The sequence below is a fragment of the Micromonospora sp. DT63 genome, assembly GCF_049841615.1.
Lineage (GTDB): Bacteria > Actinomycetota > Actinomycetes > Mycobacteriales > Micromonosporaceae > Micromonospora.
Genome location: NZ_JBNCKQ010000001.1, coordinates 1,219,346 through 1,241,048 on the forward strand (window position 1 = coordinate 1,219,346; position 21,703 = coordinate 1,241,048).

Annotated in this window: 15 protein-coding genes; 7 read left to right on the top strand and 8 right to left on the bottom strand. The window is 73.9% G+C overall.

Annotated features, from left to right (window positions below):
• The first annotated feature begins 28 nt into the window (after positions 1–28).
• The 5 genes from ACLQ27_RS05535 to ACLQ27_RS05555 are packed head-to-tail and all read left to right on the top strand — an operon-like array spanning position 29 to position 5,292.
• Positions 29–1,912, top strand: a complete 1,884-nt coding sequence (locus ACLQ27_RS05535) for an HAD-IIIC family phosphatase (RefSeq protein ID WP_425865823.1) — start codon at positions 29–31, stop codon at positions 1,910–1,912.
• On the top strand, positions 1,905–2,153 hold the full coding sequence (locus tag ACLQ27_RS05540) for an acyl carrier protein (RefSeq protein ID WP_425865824.1): 249 nt from the start codon (positions 1,905–1,907) through the stop codon (positions 2,151–2,153). Before ACLQ27_RS05535 ends, ACLQ27_RS05540 begins: the two co-directional genes overlap by 8 nt.
• Positions 2,150–3,088 (top strand): thiamine pyrophosphate-dependent dehydrogenase E1 component subunit alpha, encoded by a 939-nt coding sequence (locus ACLQ27_RS05545; protein WP_357492679.1) that lies wholly within the window; start codon positions 2,150–2,152, stop codon positions 3,086–3,088. Before ACLQ27_RS05540 ends, ACLQ27_RS05545 begins: the two co-directional genes overlap by 4 nt.
• Positions 3,081–4,094 (top strand): alpha-ketoacid dehydrogenase subunit beta, encoded by a 1,014-nt coding sequence (locus ACLQ27_RS05550; RefSeq protein WP_425865825.1) that lies wholly within the window; start codon positions 3,081–3,083, stop codon positions 4,092–4,094. Before ACLQ27_RS05545 ends, ACLQ27_RS05550 begins: the two co-directional genes overlap by 8 nt.
• Positions 4,087–5,292: a 2-oxo acid dehydrogenase subunit E2 gene (locus tag ACLQ27_RS05555; RefSeq protein ID WP_425865826.1), complete on the top strand. Its 1,206-nt coding sequence runs from the start codon at positions 4,087–4,089 to the stop codon at positions 5,290–5,292. Before ACLQ27_RS05550 ends, ACLQ27_RS05555 begins: the two co-directional genes overlap by 8 nt.
• Positions 5,293–5,300: 8 nt before the next feature.
• On the opposite strand, the gene ACLQ27_RS05560 is transcribed toward ACLQ27_RS05555, so the two are convergent.
• Positions 5,301–5,771, bottom strand: coding sequence for a hypothetical protein (locus ACLQ27_RS05560; RefSeq protein WP_425865827.1), 471 nt, complete (start codon positions 5,769–5,771; stop codon positions 5,301–5,303).
• 92 nt (positions 5,772–5,863) lie between these two features.
• Between ACLQ27_RS05560 and ACLQ27_RS05565 the strand changes: the two genes are divergently transcribed.
• The gene (locus tag ACLQ27_RS05565) at positions 5,864–6,478 is read left to right on the top strand and encodes an HD domain-containing protein (RefSeq protein ID WP_425865828.1); all 615 of its coding nucleotides are present in this window, start codon (positions 5,864–5,866) and stop codon (positions 6,476–6,478) included.
• A 67-nt stretch (positions 6,479–6,545) separates the two neighbouring features.
• Here ACLQ27_RS05565 and ACLQ27_RS05570 read toward each other — a convergent pair whose 3' ends face one another.
• The 6 genes from ACLQ27_RS05570 to ACLQ27_RS05595 form a co-directional block, all read right to left on the bottom strand.
• Positions 6,546–7,736: an MFS transporter gene (locus tag ACLQ27_RS05570; protein WP_425865829.1), complete on the bottom strand. Its 1,191-nt coding sequence runs from the start codon at positions 7,734–7,736 to the stop codon at positions 6,546–6,548.
• A gap of 75 nt (positions 7,737–7,811) precedes the next feature.
• The gene (locus ACLQ27_RS05575) at positions 7,812–8,291 is read right to left on the bottom strand and encodes a hypothetical protein (protein ID WP_357492691.1); all 480 of its coding nucleotides are present in this window, start codon (positions 8,289–8,291) and stop codon (positions 7,812–7,814) included.
• A 467-nt stretch (positions 8,292–8,758) separates the two neighbouring features.
• Positions 8,759–8,950, bottom strand: a complete 192-nt coding sequence (locus tag ACLQ27_RS05580) for an MbtH family protein (protein ID WP_234581241.1) — start codon at positions 8,948–8,950, stop codon at positions 8,759–8,761.
• Positions 8,943–12,092 (bottom strand): type I polyketide synthase, encoded by a 3,150-nt coding sequence (locus ACLQ27_RS05585; protein ID WP_425865830.1) that lies wholly within the window; start codon positions 12,090–12,092, stop codon positions 8,943–8,945. The genes ACLQ27_RS05580 and ACLQ27_RS05585 overlap by 8 nt, the downstream gene beginning before the upstream one ends.
• Positions 12,089–15,376 (bottom strand): amino acid adenylation domain-containing protein, encoded by a 3,288-nt coding sequence (locus tag ACLQ27_RS05590; protein ID WP_425865831.1) that lies wholly within the window; start codon positions 15,374–15,376, stop codon positions 12,089–12,091. The genes ACLQ27_RS05585 and ACLQ27_RS05590 overlap by 4 nt, the downstream gene beginning before the upstream one ends.
• A complete protein-coding gene (locus tag ACLQ27_RS05595) occupies positions 15,373–17,760 on the bottom strand; it encodes a non-ribosomal peptide synthetase (RefSeq protein ID WP_425865832.1) in 2,388 nt (795 codons plus the stop codon). Before ACLQ27_RS05595 ends, ACLQ27_RS05590 begins: the two co-directional genes overlap by 4 nt.
• Before the next feature lie 409 nt (positions 17,761–18,169).
• Between ACLQ27_RS05595 and ACLQ27_RS05600 the strand changes: the two genes are divergently transcribed.
• Positions 18,170–20,491 carry a BTAD domain-containing putative transcriptional regulator gene (locus ACLQ27_RS05600; protein WP_425865833.1) on the top strand — a complete coding sequence of 774 codons (2,322 nt, stop codon included), beginning with the start codon at positions 18,170–18,172 and terminating at the stop codon, positions 20,489–20,491.
• A 111-nt stretch (positions 20,492–20,602) separates the two neighbouring features.
• On the opposite strand, the gene ACLQ27_RS05605 is transcribed toward ACLQ27_RS05600, so the two are convergent.
• Positions 20,603–21,676 carry a glycerophosphodiester phosphodiesterase family protein gene (locus ACLQ27_RS05605; RefSeq protein ID WP_425865834.1) on the bottom strand — a complete coding sequence of 358 codons (1,074 nt, stop codon included), beginning with the start codon at positions 21,674–21,676 and terminating at the stop codon, positions 20,603–20,605.
• Between the last annotated feature and the right edge of the window lie 27 nt (positions 21,677–21,703).

Genomic DNA, 21,703 nt, shown 5'->3' on the forward strand with positions numbered 1-21,703 from the left:
ACCAATCCGACGGGAAGGAACACCGAACATGAGAGTCGAGGAGGTCCTGCACCGGATCCGCCGGCTGCGCCGACCCGACGCGGCCGCCGATCCGGAGCTGGCGCCCGGCCTGGTCCACCTGGACGACGCGGCGGTCACCACAGTCGCGTCCGCCGGCCGGCTGCTCGCCGACGTGTCCGTCGAGAAGCTGGCCAGTCCCGACTTCCCGCTGCGCCCACTGCGGATCGCGGTCACCGGCACGTTCACGCCGGGCACGCTGGAACCGCTGCTGCGGGTGGCGCTGCTGCGGATCGGCATCGCCGCCGAGATCCACGTCTCCGGCTTCGACCAGCTCGTGCTCGACCTCAGCGATCCGCGCTCGGCGCTCGCCGAGTTCCGGCCCGACGTCACGCTCTGCCTGCTGCACGACGGCTGGTTCCTGCCCGCCGAGTGGGACCCCGGCGACCTGGCCGGCCTCGCCGACGTGCTGGGCGAACGGGCCGGCGTGCTCGCCGCCGCGCTGCGCGGCTACGCGACGCGCACCGAGGGCGCGGTGCTGCTGCACACCGTGCCGCTGTCGCCGTTGGAGCACCGTGGCCTGGTCAGCTTCCGGGGCCGGGCCGAGCTGGGCCGCGTCTGGCGGGAGCTGAACTCCCAGCTGTTGGAGCTGGGCGGGCGGGACACCACGTACACCCTGGATCTGGAGACACTGCTGGTGGACCACGACGGTCCGGTTCGCGACGAGCGCCTGTACCGGTTCGCCAGCATGGCGTGGACGCCCACAGTGGAGCGCCGGTACGCCCACGAGGCCGCCACCTTCTGCCGCGCGGTCCTCGGCCGGACGGCGAAGGTGCTCGCGCTGGATCTGGACAACACCCTCTGGGCGGGCGTGCTCGGCGACGACGGGCTCACCGGCATCCGGCTGGGCAGCGACTATCCCGGCAACTGCCACCGGGACGTGCAGCGTCGTGCCCTGGCGCTGCGCCGGCAGGGCGTGCTGCTCGCGGTGTGCAGCAAGAACGACCCCGACCTGGTGGCCGAGGCGTTCACGCAGCACCCGGACCTGCTGCTGCGCTCCGACGACTTCGTCGCCCAGGCGGTGAACTGGGGACGCAAGGACGAGAACCTGCGCCAGCTCGCCACCACCCTCAACCTGGGCCTGGACGCGGTCGTGTTCGCCGACGACAGCCCGTTCGAGTGCGACCTGGTACGCCGCGAGCTGCCGACCGTACGGGTGGTGGAGTTGGCCGGCGACCCGGCGGGCTTCCCGACCAGGCTGCTCACCGAGGGGCACTTCACCGTGCTGGCCACCGGCGCGACCGACCGGGAACGCACCGCGCTGTACCGGGCCCGCGCCGGGCGGGAGCGCTTCGCCGCCACGTTCGACTCGGCGGCCGACTACCTGCACGAGCTGAAGCTGCGCGTCACCGTCCGGGAGGTGGACGAGCACAGCCTGCCCCGGCTCGCGCAGCTCGGGCTGCGCACCAACCAGTTCACGATGACCGAGCGCGCACACACCGAGGCGCAGACCCGGGCGCGCGCCGACTCCCCCGACCACCTGGTGCTCACCGTCGAGGTGACCGACCGGTTCGGTGCCGAAGGGCTGGTGGGCGGCCTGTGGCTGGACCGGACCGACCCGGACGCCTGGGTGATCGAGAACTTCGTGCTCAGCTGCCGGGTCTTCTCCCGCGGCGTCGAGCAGGCGGCGCTGCACCGGGTGGCGGAGCTGGCCCGAGCGGCCGGCGCGACCCGGCTGGAGGCCCTGTTCCGGCCCACCGCCCGCAACAAGCCCGGCGGGACCGTCTGGCCCTCGGCCGGTTTCACCGTGGCATCCGTCGACGACGGCACCACCCGGCACGTGTTGCCGCTGCACCCCCCGCCCCGGCTGCTGCCGGCGTGGATCGCCACTGAGGAGGGAGACATCCGTGCCTGACCTGTTCACCACCGTCGCGGACCTCATCGAGCAGGTCGCGGACGTGCCGGCCGAGGAGATCGCGCCCGACGTCCGGTTCGCGTCGCTGGCCAACTGGACCAGCCTGGAGGCGCTGCGGCTGCTCTCCGCGCTCGAGGACGACCTCGGCGTACGCCTGGACCTGCGGACGTACCTGGCGGTTAGCGCGGTCGGCGAGCTGGTCGACCTGGTCGCCCGCGAACGGGACGGGGTCGCCCGGTGACCGCCACCCGCACCGAGGCGGCGCCGATCGCGCCGACCCGCCTCACCGACGCCGACCTGGACCTGTTGCTGCTGATCCGGCACTTCGAGCTGGCCCTGCTGGACATGTTCGGCCGCGGCGAACTGCACGGCACCACCCACACCTGCCTGGGCCAGGAGTACGTGCCGGTGGCGCTGCGCCCGCTGCTCGACGACGGCGACTTCGTGTTCAGCAACCACCGCGGGCACGGGCACTACCTGGCCCGGTTCGACGACCCGCACGGCCTGCTGGCCGAGGTGATGGGCCGCGAGGGCGCGGTGTGCCACGGCGTGGGCGGCAGCCAGCACATCCTGCGGGACCGCTACCTGTCGACAGGCGTGCAGGGCGAGAGCGCCCCGGTGGCCGCCGGGGTGGCGCTGCACCTCAAGCGCACCGAACCGGGCCGGCTGGCGCTCGTCTACCTGGGCGACGGCACCTGGGGTGAGGGCGCCGTCTACGAGGCGCTGAACATGGCCGCGCTGTGGGGCCTGCCGCTGCTGCTGGTGGTCGAGAACAACGGCATCGCCCAGTCCACGCCCACCGACGCGCAGCTCGCCGGCAGCATCGGCGGGCGGGCGCGGGCGTTCGGGGTGGACCACCTGCGGGTCACCTCCACCGACACCGAGGTGGTCCGGGCCGCGCTGACGCCGGTGCTGCGCCGGGTCCGCGAGCGGTCCACGCCGTACGTGGTGGAACTGCTCACGCACCGGGTGGGACCGCACAGCAAGGGCGACGACAGCCGCCGACCGGAGGAGATCGCGCACGCGCGGGCGCACGACTGGTACGCCCGCTACGCGCAGGCGTACCCGGAGCAGTTCGGCGCGCACGACGAGCGGCAGCGGGCGTACGTCGCACAGGTGGTGGCCGACGTCGCCGGCCGACCGGCGAGCCGCTGGGCGGAGGAGAGCCGTGGCTGAGCGGGTGGTGGAGAACCTCAACCAGGCGTTGCACGCGCTGCTTGCCGACGACCCCGCGCTGACAGTGCTCGGGGAGGATCTCATCGACCCGTACGGCGGGGCGTTCAAGGTGACCCGGGGCCTGTCGGCGCGCTGGCCGGAGCGGGTGCTGTCCACCCCGTTGAGCGAGGGCGGCATCGTCGGCGTGGCCGGCGGGCTGGCCCTGGCCGGGCAGAGCGCCATCGTCGAGATCATGTTCAGCGACTTCGTGGCGCTGGCGTTCGACCAGCTTCTCAACTTCGCCAGCAAGTCCACAGCCATGTACGGCCGGCGGGTGCCGATGCGGCTGGTGGTGCGCTGCCCCACCGGCGGCAACCGGGGGTACGGCCCGACGCACAGCCAGAGCCCGCTGAAGCACTTCATCGGCATCCCCGGCCTCAGCGTGCACGAGGTGTCGCCGTTCCACGACAACCGGACGGTGCTCGCGGGCATGCTCGCCACCGGCCGGCCGGGTCTGCTCTTCGAGGACAAGGTCCTCTACACCACACGCATGTACGCCGACGGCGTCGTGGACGAGCTGTTCCGCTACGACCTGATCGGCCCGGACGCCGACGTCGCCCGGATCCGGGTGGACGAGGAGGAGCAGGCCGACTGCGTGCTGGTCGTACCCGGCGGGCTGGCCGCCCGGGCGGTGTCGGTGGCCCGGGAGCTGCTGCTGCGCGACGACATCGTCTGCCAGGTGCTGGTGCCGTCACGGCTCTGGCCGCTGGACACCGACACCCTGCTGCCGCCGATCGCGCGGGCCGGGCGGGTGGTGGTGGCCGAGGAGAGCACCGCCGGCGGCACCTGGGGCGCGGAGCTGGCGCAGGTCGTGCACCGGCGGCTCTGGGGATCGCTGCGCGCGCCGGTACGCCTCGTGCACTCCGCCGACAGCGTCATCCCGACCGCCGCGCATCTCGAACGCACCGTGCTGGTGCAGGACACCGACATCCACCAGGCCGTGAAGGAGGTCGTCAGTGGTGACTGACCTGGTCGTCCCCAAGCTCAACAACAACGACACGACGTACGTCCTGCTCGACTGGCTGGCCGAGAACGGCGAGCGGGTGCGCGCCGGCGAGCCGATCGCCGAGGTGGAGACCTCCAAGGCGGCCGAGGAGCTGCTCAGCGACGGCGACGGCGTCCTGCACCGGCTCGTCGAGGTCAACCAGGAGTGCGCCCCGGGCGACGTCATCGGTCGCGTCTTCGACAGCGAGGAGGCCCGGCAGCGCTTCCTCGCCGAGGCGGTCGCCCCGGCTGTCGTACCCCTGCCGGACGCCTCCCTCGGCGGGCCGGTGCTCACCGACTCGGCCCGGGAACTCGCGGCCGCGCACGGCCTCGGCGACGACGAGCTGCGCGGCCTCGGCAAGGCGGTCGTGCGGCGTACCGACGTGGAACGCCTGCTGGCCGACCGGTCGTCGGCGCCCGCGGCGGCGACCGAGCCGGTGGTGGTGGCCGCGGCCGCCGCGCTGGCCGCCGGCGACGGCCCGGAGCCGGACGATCCGCGCCCGGTGCACGCGCTCTCGCGCGCGCAGCGCGCCGTCGCCGCGGTGGTCACCGAGTCCCACCGGGAGGTGCCGGCGGCGCTCGCCGTCATCAAGGTCCGCGCCGACGCCGCCCTCGCGGTGGCCCGGCAGCTCACCCGCTCCACCCGCACCCTTGTCGGCCTGCCGGAGCTGCTGGTCAAGGCCATCGGCGGGTTGCGCGAGGACCACCCGTTGCTCTTCGCCGCACCCGGCGACGGCGCCAGCGTACGACTGGCCGAGGCGGCCCACGTCGGCGTCACCATCGACGTCGGTACGGGGCTGTTCATCCCGGTGGTCCGCGATGTGGAGGAGCTGACCTGCGCGGAGATCGCCGAGACGCTGATGGACTTCCGGTCCCGGGCCGGCGGTGAGGGCTTCCGGGCCGGCGAGCTGGCCGGCGGCACCATCGTCGTCTCGCTGCACACCGACCCCGACGTGGTGCTCGCCGGGCCGATCGTCTTTCCCGGCCAGACCTGTGTGGTGGCGATCGGCGGCACCCAGGACGAGTTGGCGCTGGACGCGGACGGTCAGGTCGTGACGCGCCGGTTCGTCAACCTCAGCGCCGTCTACGACCACCGGGTGGTCAACGGCCGGGAGGCGGTCGCGTTCCTGCAGGCCGTGAAGGCGGCCCTGGAGTCCCCCGACCACCTCGCCGAGGAGTGAGGCAACGGTCAGCCGAAGACCTTCTCGTCACACACCTGCCAGCCGGTCTCCGACGTCAGGTACAGGTCGAGCGTCCTGGTCTCACCCGTCCGGCCGGTCAGCTCGACGGTCACGAAGGCGCTGCTTCCGGCCTCGTCCCCGAAGGCCGCCCGACCCATGGTGTGCGACACGGGCCGGCCGAGGCGCTCCACCGCCGCGGTGAACGCCGCCAGGTCGGTCCGTGCCTTGATCTCCCGGCACAGGGATTCGTGCGCTGCAGCGTCGTCGTTGCTCTCCAGTCGACTGACGAACTGGTCGGCCGCCGCACGCGGCTCGTCCACGTCCGGCCCGGCGTACATCCACAGCAGGAAGCCGCCGACGGGCAGGGCCAGCGCCCCCAGGCACGCGACGACGACGGCGCCCGCGACGATCCACGTGGTGCGCCGGGCCTTCGGAGGTGGGTCAACCGACGGTGGGTGGGGCGACAGGGCTGGACGCATGACGAAACGTTAACGACTGCCGATACCTCTCCAGCGGCGGTACGGCCACGAATCGATCTCGGCCCCCCGCAGTCCGTCGTACCCTTGGCGCGGTGATCTCCGCTGCTCTGCGCCGCGCCCTCACCGCACCCGGCGACCCGGTGTTGCGGCCCCTCCCCGACCAGGTCGTCGCAATGCTGGAGACGGTGCACGCGCCACCGCGCCTGGCCGCGCACCTGCGCGCCGTCCACGATGTCGCCGCACAGCTCACAGACGCGCTGGCGGACGGGTTTCCGCAGCTGCCCGTCGACCGATCGGCGGTGCTGTTCGGCGCCGCCACCCACGACATCGGCAAGGTCCTGCACCCGCAGGAGCTGTCCGAGCCCGGCTCGTCGCACGAACCCGCCGGCTACGAACTGCTGCTGCGCCACGGTGTCGCGCCGTCGCTGGCCCGGTTCGCACGCACACACGCCTCGTGGCAGCAGGACGGCATAGGCGTCGACGATCTGCTGGTCAGCCTTGCCGACAAGGTGTGGAAGGGCAAACGGGTCACCGACCTGGAAGGGCTGCTCGTCGACCGCCTGGCCGACGCCACCGGCCGCGAGAAATGGTCGGTGTTCCTGAACCTGGACGACGTCCTCGACCGGATCGCCGCCGACGCGGACCGCCGGCTCGCCTTCCAGGCCACCCATCCGGTACGCGATCCACACGGCGTCGTCGACGGCTGACCTCGTGCATCCGCCTGCCGTGATCGTTGGCGGCTGAGCGGTGGCGGGGGCCGGCGTGTCGTACCGCTCAGCTGCCAACGATCACGAGCGGGGCGCTCTCTTCGGGTTGTCGTGGCTTCGGCGCGCGCAGGGTGACCGCGGCGGCCAGGCAGAGCACCGCGGCGGCGATCAGCGGGGGACGGCCGCCGAGGTGGACGGCGGCGGAACCGAGCGGGATCGCCAGGACGAGCGGGCCGAACATCGCGGTGTTGGCAGTCGCGGCGACCCGGCCGAGCAGCGCCGCCGGGGTGTGCGTCTGCACGGCGGTCACCGCCGCGACAAGGGTCCACGGCAGCCCGATGCCGGCGATGACGGCGCCCACGACCGTGGCCGGCCACCAGGGTAGGCAGCGGACCAGGCAACCCACGGCGAACAGCACAGTGCCGGCGACGCCGACGGCGACGGGACCCCGTCGGGTGAGGAACCGGCCGACGACCAGTCCACCCAGGATGGATCCCGCGCCCTGGGCACCGGCCAGCACACCCAGGAAGGTCGTCGGCAGACGCAGCTCCGCGACGACGATCGCGTAGACGGCGGCGGTCCCGAAGCCGGACATGGCGATCGACGTCGCCGCGAGCAGGACCGGCACGCGGGTGGCCCGCTGTCCGATCAGGACCGCCAGCCCGGTACGGAGGTCATGGTCCCGCGACGTCGGTCGCTCGGATGGCGTCCGGTTCAGGCGGACCGCCCGGTAGAGGACGGCGACCAGGATCGGCATCGCCGCGCTCAGCACGGCGACCGCGTGGCCGCCCTGCCAGGCGTACAGGCCCGCGCCGGCCAGGGGCGCGACCAGCTTCATGCCCTCCTGCGCGCTGGAGCGCCACCCGTTGACATCGCCCAGTTCCGAGGCCGACAGCGCGGACGGCAGCAGCGCGGTCTCCCCCGCGTCGATCAGCACGTAGCTGACACCGTAGGCGCCCGAGACGGCGAAGATGACCCACGTCTGCCCCGGGCCACGCACGGCGAGGAGCGTCAGCAGCGCGGCCGCCAGCAAAAGGTTGACGGCGATCACCAGCGGTCGTCGCGACGCCCGATCGAGCAGGCCGCCGAGCCACGGGCCGGCGAGCACCGGGGCGTACACGCAGAGCCCGGCGAGAGCGGCCAGACCGGTGGAGCCGGTGAGGTCCAGGATCCAGACGCCGGACACGAGGGACATGGCGCTGCTGCCGAAGCCGGACAGCATCGAGATCGCCACGAACAGACCCGCGTTGCGCCGCATGCGCCCTCCAGGTTGAGTCGAATTGACTCACATCCTGATTCTTGAGCCGCACCCAGGCAATGCCCTCGGCAGACGTCAATCTCGCGTTGACAACGCGGTCGTCAACGTCGTCGCGACCGCTCGCACCGGCGGCGGCAGCCGGTCGCCCGCGTCGTCGAGATCGGTCCGCAGGTGCAGCGCCAGCGCGTAGAGCGAGCCCGGGTCGGCGTCCAGAGCCGCGTCGACCGTGTTCCGCACGAGAGCCGCCCGACGGAAGCGGGAGTCCCACCGCCGGTCCGTCGCAATCCAACGCTCTACCTCGGCCACCGCGGCTCGCAACGCCGCGATCTGCGGCGAGTAGCCACGATCCAGGTCCTGCCGCCGCGCACGCCGAGCGGCCGCGAGGCGCTGACGGCGCTGCTCGGCGGCCTGCCGACTGCCAAGCCCGAGCGCCGTCGCGACCTGCGCCCAGGTCGCGCCGTCGTGACGCGCCCGGTCGATCAGCTCCGCCTCCCGCTCGTCCAGGCGGCCACGAGCGGCACGCACCTCAGCCAGGCCGACCAACGGCGTCGTCATCGCGTCAACATTACATTGACAACTCGCCACCGTCTCGGCCCGGCCCCGCGAACGCTCGACCCGCGAGCCCGATACCGCGAGGCCCGGCCACCGGAAGCGCCCAGCGCGGTATGAGCCCAGCGCGGCGTGAGCCCAGCGCGGCATGAGCCCAGCGCGGCGTGAGCCCAGCGCCTCAAGCGCCCGATGCCGCGAAAGCCCGACACCGGCGTCCAGCCCCGCGAGCGCCCGGCCGCGCCAGAACCTGGCACCGCGAGCGCCTGCGCCACAGGAGCCCTGCGAGGGGGTGGCCCCACTCCCCTGCGGCCCTGTCGAGCTGCCCCATTTCTGGGGCAGCTCGACAGGCAGCACAGGGCACCTGCCACCCTCGGGCGAGCCACCGCCAGACCGGGCCACCGCCCGCCCGGGCCACCGCCCGGCAGGGCCACCGCCCGGCCACCACCAAGCCCGGCCACCACCAAGCCGGACGTTCAGCCGGCGGCGAGGTGCTCCCGCACGCTGCGGGGGCGCATGTCGGTCCAGGTGCGCGTCACGAAGTCCAGGCACTCCTCGCGGCTGCCGGCGCAGCCGGCGTCCCGCCAGCCGTCCGGCACCTCCTTGTGCCGGGGCCACAGGGCGTACTGCTCCTCGTCGTTGATCACCACGCGGTGCTCGTCAGCCATCGGGGTTGCCTTCCTCGTGTCGGGCCAGGTGCAGCTCGCGGGCCAGGCTCTCCGGGGACAGCGCCCGGATCTCCGCGAGCAGGTCGGTGAGGTCGCTGTCCGTGGGCGGGGAAACCGCCGGGGGTACGACGGGAGCCGGCCCCGCCAGCGCGGCGACGGTACGGGCCAACGCGGCGGGCGTCGGTGACTCGAAGATCGCGGCGGGTGGCAGGTCGACGCCGAGCGCGTCGCGCAGTCGCGCCACCACCCGGGTGCCGAGCAGCGAGTGCCCGCCCAGCTCGAAGAAGTCGTCGTCGGGGCCGATCTCGTCCACCCCGAGCAGATCCACCCAGATCCGCCGCACCACCTCGTACGGCTCGTCGCTCGGCGCGATCGCCGTCGAGGCCGCCGCCGGTTCCACCGAGACCGGTGGCGGTGACGCGGTGACCGGGGTGACCGGCGTGACCGCGGCCGGGGCGGCGGATTCGGGCCGGTACGCGTCGACCCAGTGCCGCTCGCGCGCGAACGGGTACGTGGGCAGCGGCACCCGTCGTCGTCCGTCGGCGCGGCCGTCGGGCCAGCGCAGGGGCGTCCCGGCGAGCCAGAGCCGGCCGACGGCCAGGGCGACGGCATCGTCCTCGCCGGCCGGGGTGCGATCGGCGGGCAGGCTGGTCAGCACGGGCACTTCGCGTGCGGCGTCGTGCTGGCGGACGAGGGTGGCCAGGGTGCGACCCGGGCCGACCTCCAGCAGCGCGTACCGCTCGTCGAGCAGCAGTTCGGCGGCGGCGGTGAAGTTGACCGGGCGGCGCAGCTGTCGTACCCAGTAGTCGGGGTCGGTGGCTTCGTCGTCGGTGAGCCAGCCGCCTGTCACGTTCGACACGACCGGCACGGTGGGCGGGCGCAACGGCACCTCCCGCAGGTGCGCGGCGAAGCCGGCCAGAGCCGGGTCCATCAGGGCCGAGTGGAAGGCGTGGGAGGTGCGTACCTCCCGGCAGACCACCCCGCGCCCGCGCAGGTCGGCGGCGAGCGCGGCGACGGCGGTGGTCTCGCCGGAGACGGTGGTGAGGTTGGGCGCGTTGGCGGCGGCCACCTCCACTGTGGCGGGCAGCAGCGCCGTCACCTCGTCGACGCCGAGAGCCACCGAGAGCATCGACCCGGGGGCCTGGGCCTGCATGAGCCGGCCGCGCACGGCGACTGTGGCGAGCGCGTCGGGCAGGGTGAAGACGCCGGCCAGGCAGGCGGCCACGTACTCGCCGAGGCTGTGTCCCGCCATCGCGGCCGGACGTACGCCGTGGTGGCGCAGCAGTTCGGCGAGGGCGTACTCGACGGCGAACAGGGCCGGCTGGGTGAGCCGGGTCTCGTCCAGTTCGGGTGCGGCCGGGACCGCGTCGCCGGGTGGGCAGAGCAGGGTCCGCAGGTCCACGTCGAGGTGCGGGCGCAGCAGGTCGGCGCAGCTGTCGAAGGCCGCCCGGTAGACCGGCTCGGTGCGGTAGAGGGTGCGGCCCATCCCCGCGTACTGCGCGCCCTGGCCGGGAAAGAGCAGCGCCACACCGGGCGGCGTACCGGTGGCGACGCCGGTGCGGACCAGCGGCGACCCGCGGTCGGCGAGCTGGGCGGCGGCGGTCGTGGCGTCACGGGCGACGGTGACGAGCCGGTGGCCGAACTCCCGTCGGGTGCGCGCGAGGGTGTACGCGACGTCGGCCAGCGGCACGTCGGTGTGCTCGCTCAGGTGGGTGGCGAGCTGGTCGCGGGCCCGGTCGAGCGCGTCGGCGTCCCGGGCGGAGAGCACCAGCAGATGCGCGGACCGGTCGTCGCCGGGGCTGTGGTCCGCCGGTTCGGCGGCCTGGAGCACGACGTGGGCGTTGGTGCCGCCGATGCCGAAGGAGCTGACCGCCGCCCGGGACGGCGTGCCCAGGTCCGGCCAGGGCTGCGCGGTGGTCGGCACGTGGAACGGCCCACCGGCCAGCTCGGGGTGGGGCTCGGTGCAGTACGGGCTGGGCGGCACCACCTTGTGGTGCAGCGCCAGCGTGGCCTTGATCATCCCGGTCACCCCGGCGGCGACGTCGAGGTGACCGAGGATCGACTTGACCGAGCCGAGCGCGCACCGGCCCTCGTCGGCGCCCCGACCGTCGTGCGCGCCCGGGCTCGCGTCTGCGCCCCGGAACGCCTCGGCCAGGGCGCGCAGCTCGATCTGGTCGCCCAGCTCGGTGCCGGTGCCGTGCGCCTCGACGTAGCCGATGGTGGCGGGGTCGACCTCGGCGACCTCCTGGGCGGCGCGGATCGCGGCGACCTGCCCGTCCACACCGGGCGCGGTGAAGCCGACCTTCATCCGGCCGTCGTTGTTGATCGCGGAGCCGCGGATCACGGCGTACACCGTGTCTCCGTCGTCGCGGGCGTCCGCCAGTCGGCGCAGGACGACCACTGCGGCGCCGTCGCCTCCCACGGTTCCGGTGGCGCGGACGTCGAACGGGCGGCAGTGCCCGTCGCGGGACATGATGCCGCCGGCCTCGTGCCGGTAGCCGGTGCCGGTGGGCAACAGGACGTGCGCGGCGCCGGCGAGCGCGACGTCGCACTCGCGGGCGAGCAGGGCCTGCACGGCGAGGTGCACGGCGACCAGCGACGACGAGCAGGCCGTCTGCACCGCCACGGCGGGTCCCCGGAGGTCCAGGTGGTACGCCACCCGGGTGGGCAACGAGTCCTTGTCGTTGGCGAGCATCAGCTCGTACTCGGAGACCGAGTCGAGCCGCGGGTTGCGGAACAGGTGGTGCAGGAGGTAGCCGCTGGCCGCGGCGGCGGCGTACACGCCGACCAGCCGGTCGGGCTTCCCGGCGAGGTGACCGGCGCTCTCCAGGGCGGCCCAGGCGGTCTGCAGGAAGAGTCGTTGTTGCGGGTCGAGCAGCCGGGCGTCGCGGGGCGAGTAGCCGAAGAAGCCGGCGTCGAACCTGTCGATGTCCGGCAGCGCGCCGTGCGCCGGCACGTGGTCGGGGTGTCGCCGCTCGTCTTCGGTGAGGCCGGCGGCCGCCAGCTCCGCGTCGGTGAACCGGGTGATGGTCTCCTCCCCGGCGAGGATCCGCCGCCACAACTCGTCGACGTCGGCGGCGCCGGGAAAGCGGCCGGCCATCCCGACGATGGCGATCTCCAGTCCGGTCTCCTGGTCGGTCACGCTCGTCCCTCCCCCGCCGGCACCGGGCGGGCCCGGCGAGCCCGCTCGGCCAGCGCCTGTTTGCGTTCGTCCCGTCGCCGGCCGCCGGCCGGTGCGGTTGTCGGGGCGGCCGTGCCGTCGAGGAACCGGGCCAGCAGCGCGATGGTCGGGTAGCGGAACAGCTCGACGGCGGGCACCGGCCGGCCGAGCCGTTCGGTGAGTCGGGTCTGCACCCGCGCCAGCAGCAGTGACGTGCCGCCCAGGTCGAAGAAGTTGTCGTCCGCGCCGACGTCGTCGACGCCGAGCACCTGCCGCCAGGTGTCGGCGATGGCCCTTTCGACAGCGCCGTCGGGTGCCACGTACGCGGCGCCGAGGTCGGCGCGGGCCACGGTGGGGGCGGGCAACCGGGACGGGTCGAGCTTGCCGCTGGCGGTCACCGGCAGGTCGGGGACCACCATGAAGGCGCTCGGCACGAGATAGCGGGGCAACCGCCGCAGCAGGCTCTGGCGCAGCTCGTCGATCGCCAACCCGTCGCCGACGAGGTAGCCGACCAGTCGTCGACCGCCGGGCGCGTCGGTCCGCACCACGGCGGCGGCCCGGCGCACCCCCGCGCACTGCCGCAGCTGGGCCTCGACCTCACCCAGCTCGATCCGGTAGCCGTTGATCTTCACCTGGTTGTCCGCCCGGCCGAGGAAGACCAGTTGCCCGTCGGCACGCCAGCGGACCAGGTCGCCGGTGGCGTACATCCGCTCGCCCGGTGTCGGCGCGTACGGGTCGGGCAGGAAACGCCCGGCGGTGAGCGCGGGGTCGCCGTGGTAGCCGCGGGCCACCCCGGCGCCGCCGAGGTGCAGCTCGCCGGGCACCCCGGGCGGCACCGGCCGCAGCTCGGTGTCGAGCACGTAGGCACGGACCCCGATCAGCGGCCGGCCGATCGGCAGCTCGGTGTCGGCGGGTGCGCAGTGGGCGGCGGTGGCGGTGACGGTGGCCTCGGTCGGCCCGTACCCGTTGATCAGGAGCCGGTCGCGCGACCAGGCGGCGGCGACGTCCGGGGCGCAGGGTTCGCCGCCGACGGTGAGTATCCGCAGGTCGGGCACGGCGGCGGGGTCCAACGCGTCGAGGACCACCGGTGGCAGGTCGGCCACCGAGACGCGGTGCCGGGTGAGCGTGGCGGCCAGGTCGGGGCCGGGGGTGCGCTCGTCCGGGCCGAGCAGGCGCAGCGTCGCGCCCGCCGTGAGCGCGGTGACCACATCGGACAGCGCCACGTCGAAGCTGATCGAGTGGAACTGCAGGACGCGATCGCCGGCCTCTACGCCGACCAGCCGGGCCTGCGCCGCGGCGAGGTTGCTCAGCCCCCGGTGCGTGCCGACGACGCCCTTGGGCAGCCCGGTCGAGCCCGACGTGTAGATCAGGTAGGCGGCGGCGTCGGGGTGGACGGCGGTCGGGAGCGCGGCGTCGACGGCCGGCGGCTGCTCGTCGAGGCGCAGCAGCGGCACGTCGGTGGTGGGCAGCGCCAACTCCGCGTCGGCAGTGGTGACCACCAGCGCGGCGGCCGAGTCGGTGAGCAGGTGCGCCAGCCGGGCCGCCGGCAACTGCGGGTCCAGGGGCAGGTAGACCCCACCGGCGCGGAGCACGGCGAGGAAGGTGACCACCCAGTCCGGGCCGGCGGGCAGGCAGACCCCGACCGTCGTCTCGGCCCGCACGCCCCGGGCGGCGAGGGTCCGGGCCAGGCGGTCGGCCCGCGCGTCCAGCTCCCGGTAGGTCAGGGCCTGATCGCGGTACGCCAGGGCGACCGTCTCCGGTGCCGCCGCGGCCTGGCGGGCGACCAGCTCGGGCAGGGTCGGTTGGTCCCGGGGCGCGGGCGCGGTGGCGGCCCAGCGGTCGATGAGGTCCCCTCCGGCGGTCGCGTCGAGCAGGGGCAGCCGGTCCACGGGGGTGTCCGGGGCGGCGAGCGCGGCGGTGAGCAGGGTGTCGAGCTGGTCGGCGAGCGCCCGGGCGGTGGACTCGTCGAAGAGCCGCGTCCGGTACTCGATCCGCCCGTCGATGCGGCAGTCGTGCGGGATGACGGTAAGCGTCAGGTCGAACATGGACGTCCCGGTGTGCGTCTCACCGCTGGCCAGCACGCTCACCCCGGGCAGGGTCAACCGCTGCTCCCAGCCGTCCTCGACGGCGAACATCACCTGGGCGAGCGGGTGGCGGCCGGCGTCGCGGACCGGGCGCAGCTCCTGCACCAGGGCGTCGAACGGCACCGGGTCGGTCAGCGCGGTCAGCGCGGAGTCCCGCAGCCGGTCCAGCAGCGCGGCGAAGGTCAGTCGACTGTCGACACGGCTGCGCAGCACCAGGGTGTTGACGAAGAAGCCGACAGCTGTCTCACTGTCGAGCGTCTGCCGGTTCGCCACCGGGGTGGCGATCAGCAGGTCCGGCTGCTGGCTGCGTCGGTGCAGCAACGCCGCCCAGGCCGCCGCGAAGATCATGTACGGTGTCGCGCCGGTGCGGCGGCCCGCCTCGGCGACCCGGTCGGCCAGCTCCGGGGGCCAGGAGAATTCGATCTCGTGGCCGGCGTCCTCCAGCTCGGCCGGGCGGGGCCGGTCGGTGGGCAGGTCGAGCCCCGGCGGTGCGCCGGTCAACGCGTCGCGCCACCAGTCGAGGCGTCGGGCCAGCTCGGCCGGGCCGAGCAGCAGGTCCTGGGCCAGCGCAGCCGGTACGTCCCGGGGCGCCGGCGGCAGCGCCGGACGGCGTCCCTCCCGCACTGCGGCGTACGCCGTCGACAGCTCATCGAAGAGCAGACCCATGCTCCAGCCGTCGCACACCACGTGGTGCAGGGACAGCAGCAGCGTGCAGTCGGTGGGGCCGGTGCGGCACAGGGTGGCCCGCACCAGCGGCCCCCGGGCCAGGTCGAACGGGCGTACCGCCTCGGCCGCGGCGTACTCATCGATCCGCTCCGGCGCGACGTCCTCGACCGCCAGCGGCAGGCCGGTCGGCGGCAGGACCATCTGGTACGACTGCCCGTCCAGCGGCACGAACACCGTGCGCAGCGCCTCGTGCCGCGCCACGATCTCGTCGAGCGCGCCGCGCAACGCGGCCACGTCCACCTCGCCGCGCAGATCCACCCGGTACGGCACGTGGTAGGCCGGGCTGTCCGGGCGCAGCTGCGCCAGCAGCAGCATCCACTCCTGGGCGGCGGTGAGCGGGTGGATGCCGTACCGGTCGCCGTCGGCGCGGATCGCGGCGAGGAACGCCCGCCGCCGTTCGGGCGGCAGGGCGTCCACGCGCTGGCGCAACTGCCCGGGCGTGAGGGCTCCGATCATCGGGCGATCCCCTGTTCGAGCTGGTCGAGCAGGCCGGCGAGGTCGGCGGGCGGCGGCCCGTCCGGCGCGAGCGGCACGGCCGCCTCGGTGGGCGCTACCGGCACCCCGCCGATCTCGTCGGCCGCGGCGGCCAACGCGGCCACCGTCGGGTGGTCGAAGATCAGCCGGAGCGGCACCTGCGCGCCGATCGCGGCGGCGAGCCGGGAGCGGACCCGGGTCGCCTTCAGGGACCGTCCGCCGAGGTCGAAGAAGTCGTCGTCGCGGCGGCGCACCGGCACGCCGAGGACGTCCTGCCAGATCTCGGCGACCGCCCGTTCGGTGGGTGTCCGCAGAGCGGCGTCGTCATCGGCCGTCGCGGTGGTGTCGGGCGCGGGCAGCGCCGCGACGTCCACCTTGCCGTTGCGGTTGAGCGGCAGCCGCGCCAGCACCACGAACACGGCCGGCACCAGGTGGTCGGGCAGTTGCTCGCGGGCCCGCTCCCGGACCGCCTCGACGCGCACCCCGTCGTCGGGCACGACGTACGCGACCAGCCGGGCGTCGCCCGCGGCGTCGCGGTCGGCGCGCACGATCGCGTCCCGCAGCAGCCCACCGGCGCGCAGCGCCTCGGTCACCTCCCCCGGCTCGACCCGGTACCCACGGATCTTCACCTGGTGGTCGGAGCGGCCGACGAACTCGATCAGCCCGTCCGGGCGTTGCCGCACCACGTCGCCGGTGCGGTAGAGGCGACCACCGGTGCGCGGCCCGAACGGGTCGGGCACGAACTTCTCGGCCGTCGCGTCGGGACGGCCGAGGTAGCCGCGGGCCACCCCGTCCCCGCCGATGAACAGCTCACCGAGCACCCCGGGCGGCACCGGCTGCAGGAGCTGGTCCAGCACGTACACCCGGGTGTTGGCGACCGGACCGCCGATCGGCACGATCGGGTCCGCGGCGGTGAGCCGGGCGCAGTCGTACGTCGTGGTGTAGGTGGTGGCCTCGGTCGGGCCGTACCCGTTGACAAGCGTCGTGTCCGGGCAGGCCACCCGGAGCCGGTCCACTGCCGTCCGGTCGGCCTGCTCGCCGCCGAACGTCAGGTAGCGCAGCGCGGCCAGGGCGTCCGGCGCCTCGGTCGCCACCTGGCGGGCCACGGACGTGGCCAGGAACATCATCGTCACGCCGGTGTCGCGCAGCCGGGCGCGCAACCGGTCCGGCACGATCACGTCGTTGATGTCCAGGTCCGCCAGGCACGCGCCGTTGAGCAGGGCGCCCCACACCTCCAGGGTCGCCGCGTCGAACGACATCGTGGCGGCCTGTCCCATCACGTCGTCCGGGCGTACGTCGACGAAGTTGGTGTCGCGGACCAGCCGGACGATGTTGCGGTGGCTGACGCCGGTGCCCTTGGGGCGGCCGGTGGAGCCCGACGTGTACATCACGTACGCGAGCTGGTCGGGGTGGATGGCCACCGCCGGCGGGTCCGCCGGGCCGTCGTCGGCCGGCAGCCGGTCCACGACGATCCGGGGCGTGCCGTCGTCCGGGAGCCGGTCGGCCAGCGCGGCGGTGTGCAGGATCGCTCCCGGTGTGGCGTCGCGGCACATCAACGCCAGCCGTTCCGGTGGGTATCCGGGGTCCAGCGGCAGGTACGCGGCGCCGACCTTGAGCGTCGCCAGCGCGGCGATCACCCAGGCCGTCGTGTCGGCGAGGCAGATGCCGACGAGCGCCTCGGCGCCGATCCCCAGCCGGCGCAGACGCCCCGCCAGGTGGTTGGCACGCCGGTCCACCTCCCGGTAGGCCAGGATCCGCTCGCCGTCGCGCAGCGCGGGCGCGTCCGGGGTCTGCCGCACCCACTGGGCGAACAGGTCGGGCACCGACCTTTCGCGCGGGTAGTCGGTGTCGGTGGCGTTCCAGTCGATCACCACCTGCCGTTCTGTCGCCGGGTCGAGCAGCGGGAGGTCGGACAGGCGCGCGCCGGGCCGCTCCTGCGCCCGGGCGAGGAGCACGGCCAGCGCCGCCCCGATCGACGTCGCGTGCGGGTGGCTCACCGTGGCCGCCGGCCGTTCGTCGGTGTCGTCGATCAACAGCCGCACCGCACCCCGAAAACCGGGAGACGCTTGATCGGAGCTAATCGATACCACCGGCCGATAGTCGGGAACCGTTTCGGGCAATTCCGCGTCGTGCTCCCGGGCCTCGCGCAGAGCCGTTCGGACCAGGTCCCGCAGCTCGGTCCACGTGGGATCCTCGGGCAACCGGACCCGCACGGGCAGCCATCGTCCCGAGCCGGTCGGCGCGGCCGGCGTCTCGGCGAGCAGGTCCCGGCCACCGACCCAGCGGTGCAGCAGCGCGAACAGGCCGGCCAGCGAGCTGACCTGCGGCTCGACCGGGTCACAGGGCAGCTCGGCGGGGGTGTCCACGGCGGGGTCGGTGGATGGCGCGAAGGGCAGGTCCGGCGGCTCCGGAAGGTCCGTGAGCTGTCGTTCCCAAAAGGCGGAAAGGCCAGGGCGAACTGTCTGTTCGGTCATCGGATCTCAGCTCCGATCGGCGGGTGACACGCAATGCCGGGAAGTCTGGACCGGGCCCGTGCCAGTTGCTTGTAGGGGCCGTTCGGGTGCCGTTGCGGCGGTCTGAGGGAAACCTGAGTGCGCCTTTATGCCGATAGCGCATTGCAGTCAGTAAGTACACCGACTCTTTTGGTTATGGCGATGCCGCTCGATGAAGACAATGATCGTGCCCGGGGGGAAGCCACGCCGGGGGCGACGACTCGTAGTGCCCGGTTGTCTCTTCGCTCGCCTGAGCCTCCACGAGAGAACACAGGAGCGGTGAATGTCCGGAGACAATGTCAACCATGCCTGGCGCCCGTCGACGCCGGCTCGCAGCGAAGGTGGGGTCGAGGCATCGACAGCGGAACGACACCCTGCGGGTGGTGACCCGGGGCGGGCGCTGCGTCACCTCGCCGCCGCCGGCGACCGCGCGGCCGCGCACCTGTGGCTCGCCACCCAACCCGACCTCCTCGCCGCGACACCCGACCCGGCCGACGCGCCGGTCGCGGAGATCTGGCGCGCGGCGCTGCGGCACCACCTCGCCGGGGAACCGCACCTGGCGGCGGCCCGCCTGGCGACCGCGCCGATCGGCGCGACTGGCCCACACGCCGTGCAGATGTACTGCCACGCGGCGGTGCACCACCTGCTCGACGACGACATCGAGCGGGCCAGCGCCGACGTCGAGGAGGCGGCGCGTGCCGCTCACGCGTGCGGCGTCCCGACCGCCCACCGGGCGTACGCCCGGATGGTCGTGCTGCTCGCCGCCGCCACCGGCGACGCGACGGCGACCCACGGGCGCGCGGAGGCGACCGACGGGCTGCGCCGCGCGGACGCCGACCTGCTGCGGTTGATGGTCCACCTGGACCTGGCCGGCCACCTGCTGTGGGCCGGCGACGCCACCGACGCGCTGCGGCACGCCGAGGCGGCCGTCCGACTGACCGAGGTGGCGGGCGACACGGGTTTCGAACCGTACGCGCTGACCCTCGCCGCGGTGGCGAAGTGTCAGCTCGGCCGGTTGGAGGAGGCCCTCGCCGACGGGGCGGCAGGGCTTCGCCTGCGGGAACTGGCGGGAGTCGCCGCCGACGAGGCGATCTCGCTCGCCGCCCTCGGGATGGTGCACCGTCGCCGGCGGGAGCCGCGGCAGGCCCGGCAGGCGTTGGAGAGCGCCCTGGCCGCGGTGGGCAGCGGTCAGCCGCGCATCGTCTCGCCCGCCTGGGTCCTGGCCGAGCTGGCGCGGATCCGCGCGGCCGACGACCTGTGCGCCGCGCAGGATCTCGCCGAACGGGCGGTCACCATGGCCCGGGAGCCCGAACGACCGTACGCCCTTCTGGCCCGTGGCTGGGTGGCGCTGCTGCGCGGTGACACCGCCGCCGCCCACTTCGACGCCGCCGAGGCCCGCACCGGCGCGACCGTCGGGCGGCGACGCGCCACCCTCGTCGAGGCGCTTCAACTCACCGTGCTCGCGGCGGACGACCCGCGCGCGTCCGCCGGGCTGCTCGACGACGCCGCCGCGCTCTGCCGGGAACTGGGCGACCCGGCCGAGGAGGCCACCGTCGCGCTGATCGCCGCGCGACTGCAGGGGCGGCAGGCCCGCCGGGGCGCCGAGGGCGCCGGGCAGAAGCTGCGCCGCTGCGGGGTACGCCTGGACCCGGGCGTCGCCGACGGACTCACCGCGATCACGCTGCGCGTACCGGCGGTGGTCATCCACACGCTGGGCGACTTCCGGGTGTTCCGGGCCGGCGCCGTCGTCCCGTACGGCGAGTGGCAGTCCAAGAAGGCACGGGACCTGCTGAAGATCCTCGTCGCGCACCGGGGACGCGCCGTGCCCCGGGCCAGGCTGATGGAGCTGCTCTGGCCGGACGAGTCACCGTCGCGTACCGCGAACCGGCTGTCGGTGCTGCTGTCCACGTTGCGCCGGGTGCTCGGCACCGGACGCCGCACCAGCGGCCGGGGCGCGGTGCTGGCCGACCGGGGTTCGGTGGCGATCGACCTGGACGTGATCGACGTGGACGTCGAGACGTTCCTGACCGCCGCCGAGGAGGCGCAGGTCGCCCTGCGGGGCGGACACCCGGACACGGCCCGCGCGCTGGTCCGGGCCGACGAGCTGTACGGCGGGGACTTCCTCGCCGACGACCCGTACGAGGACTGGGCGCAGCCGCTGCGCGAGGAGGCGCAGGTCGCCCACACCAGCGTGCTGCGGGCTCTGGCCCAGCACGCCTCGGACACCGACCAGAAGCTGGTCTACCTGATGCGGCTGGTGCACCGGGACCCGTACGACGAGGACGCCCACCTGGAGTTGGTGCAGGTGCTGCGCGCGGCCGGGCGGCACGGCGAGGCGCAGCGGCGCTACCGCACGTACGTCGAGCGGATGCGGGAGTTGGGCATCGCGCCGGCCGGCGGCGAGGCGACCGACCCCGACGCGGGGCCCGCCGGGGCCGGCGGCGGGCAGCACGCCGACTCGCCGCCTGGGGCACTGGCCCGGTGGCGGGCCCCGGCCGCGCAGGCCCGGCCGTGGACGACGGAGTTGGGCGGCGCCCACCGACCGACAGGCGTGCCGGCGCAGCGGAGGGGGAATCCGAGGAGACTCATTGAGCATCCGGCCTGACCGGACCGTCCGGGCCGTCGCCGGCCGCGCCGCGGCACGCGCGCCGGACGGGACCGGCCCCACGAGCGCGCCAGGCGGCTCACGGGACCGGCCCCGGATCGGGCGTACGGGTCAGTGGCGGGGCTGGTAGCTCTTCGGCAGCCGCATGCCCCGCTCGGCCATGATCTCCCGGACCCGGTTCGGGTAGTTGGTGATGATCCCGTCGACGCCCATGTCCATCAACGCGGACACGGTTGCCGGGTCGTCGCAGGTCCACGGAATGATCTTCAGGCCCCGGGCGTGCGCCTCGGCCACCATCGTCGCGTCCGGGTAGAAGCGGAAGTTCGGGTCGCTGATGGTCCCGTTCTGCGGGAATCCGTAGTTGGGCGACAGGGCGGTGACGCCGGGGATGGCGGCGGCCGCCTTCACGAAGTCACCGTCGTAGTCGTCAGCGTCGATTCCCCCCAGCCAGGGGGACGCGCCCGGCTGGCCGACCTGGAGGAAGTCGTAGTTCGTGAGGGCCACCAGCGGCCACTTCGGCGCGAGCCGGTGCATCGCCTTGAGCGCACCCCAGTCGAACGACTGGATGGTGACCTGCTTTTCGATGCCGGAGGCGTCGATCTCCTCGAAGACCCGCCGGACGAACAGCTCACGCGGCGCGGTCTGCTCGGGCGCTCCCGCCTCGACCTTGGTCTCGATGTTGAGGGTGATCTGCTTGGCCCGGTAGCTCTTGACGAGGCCGAGGACGTCCTTCAACTCGACCATGCGGAAGCCCTTGACCTGCTCCTGCTCGGGAAAGCCCGGAAGCTGCTGGTAGCCGCAGTCCATGGTCTTGAGCTGGGCGAGGGTGAGGTCCTTGATGTACTTGCCGACGTACGGGTACATCGGGTCACCGGCCCGGACCGGTGCGGTGTCGGCGCACTTCTGGGCGCTGATCTGGCGGTCGTGATTGACGACCACCTTCTGGTCCTTCGTGATCTGGGTGTCCAGCTCCAGCGTGGTGACACCGAGGCGCATCGCCTTGCCGAAGCCCTCCAGCGACTCCTCGGTGGTCATGCCGATGCCGCCGCGGTGGGCCTGGAGGTCGAAATGGGTCTTCTGGGGGTGCAGCGCGCTGGCGCTGTCGACTGGCGACGCGTGCGCGGCTACCGGAGCGGCGAGCGCGGGCAGAACGGCGAGGCCCGCCAGAACGTGACGCAGGGACATGGTGCAAACCTCAGCTCTTGGGGTGCA

Coding starts and splice junctions, on each gene's coding strand:
- ACLQ27_RS05560 (WP_425865827.1), bottom strand. CDS start 5,771: ATGCGTCCAGCCCTGTCGCCCCACCCACCGTCGGTTGACCCACCTCCG.
- ACLQ27_RS05600 (WP_425865833.1), top strand. CDS start 18,170: ATGTCCGGAGACAATGTCAACCATGCCTGGCGCCCGTCGACGCCGGCT.
- ACLQ27_RS05535 (WP_425865823.1), top strand. CDS start 29: ATGAGAGTCGAGGAGGTCCTGCACCGGATCCGCCGGCTGCGCCGACCC.
- ACLQ27_RS05580 (WP_234581241.1), bottom strand. CDS start 8,950: ATGGCTGACGAGCACCGCGTGGTGATCAACGACGAGGAGCAGTACGCC.
- ACLQ27_RS05575 (WP_357492691.1), bottom strand. CDS start 8,291: ATGACGACGCCGTTGGTCGGCCTGGCTGAGGTGCGTGCCGCTCGTGGC.
- ACLQ27_RS05570 (WP_425865829.1), bottom strand. CDS start 7,736: ATGCGGCGCAACGCGGGTCTGTTCGTGGCGATCTCGATGCTGTCCGGC.
- ACLQ27_RS05590 (WP_425865831.1), bottom strand. CDS start 15,376: ATGATCGGAGCCCTCACGCCCGGGCAGTTGCGCCAGCGCGTGGACGCC.
- ACLQ27_RS05605 (WP_425865834.1), bottom strand. CDS start 21,676: ATGTCCCTGCGTCACGTTCTGGCGGGCCTCGCCGTTCTGCCCGCGCTC.